The organism is Halococcus sp. PRR34, from assembly GCF_028617175.1.
GTDB lineage: Archaea > Halobacteriota > Halobacteria > Halobacteriales > Halococcaceae > Halococcus > Halococcus salifodinae.
In genome coordinates this window covers 1-990 of the sequence record NZ_JAQJDA010000061.1, presented here as the reverse complement: position 1 = coordinate 990, position 990 = coordinate 1, and the positions used below count along the sequence as shown (strand labels likewise).

General features: G+C 64.8%; 1 protein-coding gene. It reads right to left on the bottom strand.

Annotation, left to right across the window (positions count from 1 at the left end; translation table 11 throughout):
• The coding region (locus tag PHA81_RS20780) for a sugar transferase (protein ID WP_273838792.1) at positions 1-990 on the bottom strand (990 nt) is incomplete at both ends.

The following is a 990-nucleotide window of genomic DNA, read 5'->3' as shown; positions in this document are numbered from 1 at the left end:
GTCGACCCAGAACGATTGTTGGTGGATGTACTGGGTGTCGTACCGGAGTTTCCGCTCGGGATCGTGGCCGGTGGCACCGTTGATCTGGGCGAGGCCAGTCAGGCCGGGTTTGACGAACCATCGCCGTCGCCACTGGGTGATGCCGGATTCGATGTCGGCATCGAGTTCGGGGCGTTCGGGCCGTGGGCCGACGACCGCCATATCACCGACGAGGATCGACCAGAGCTGGGGGATCTCGTCGAGGTGGGTGCGTCTGAGAAGCCGTCCGGTCCGAGTGACCCGGGAATCGACGCCGCCGGCGTCCTCTTCGCTCAGCTTCGCGCCGGTGTCGGCCTCGGCGTCGGCGACCATGCTCCGGAACTTGTAGATCTCGACGGTTTCGCCGAACTCCGCGGTGCGTTCCTGGCCGTAGAGCACCGGTCCCGGACTGTCGAGTTTGATCGCGATCGCGACTGGGAGAATGATCGGCGAGAGGACAATCAGTCCGGTAGCGGCGAACGCGATGTCGAACAGCCGCTTCAGCGCTCGATCTTCCCAGTCCCAGGGTTCGAGTTGGATGTCGACGAGGCCGACCACGCTCGTGTCGGTGGTGAGGACGCTATCGGCGTGTTTACGGTGGGCTTTCGCCGCCACGCCGTGGTCGTAACACGTCGCGAGCGTGCCGAAGAACTCCGCACGATCCGATCGCTCGAACGCGAGCACTGCGGTGTCGATGTCGTGCTCGACGAAGACCTCTTCGAGCCGTGAGAGCCCACCGAGACACTCCACGTCGTCGAGACGGGGCTGCTGGTGGGTGCCACCGTCGGCGAATCGGGTGGTCGATCCCTGTTCGGATGGTTCGGGATCGTACTGGATGGAAGGGGCGACGTAGCCCACGATCGAGAGATCGGTGGTTTCGAAAAGTTCGGCCATCGCGGTGTGATCGTCGCCGACCAGCACTGCGCGGTGGCTCCCGGCGACGGGGCGGCGACGGATCAGGACGAACCACGC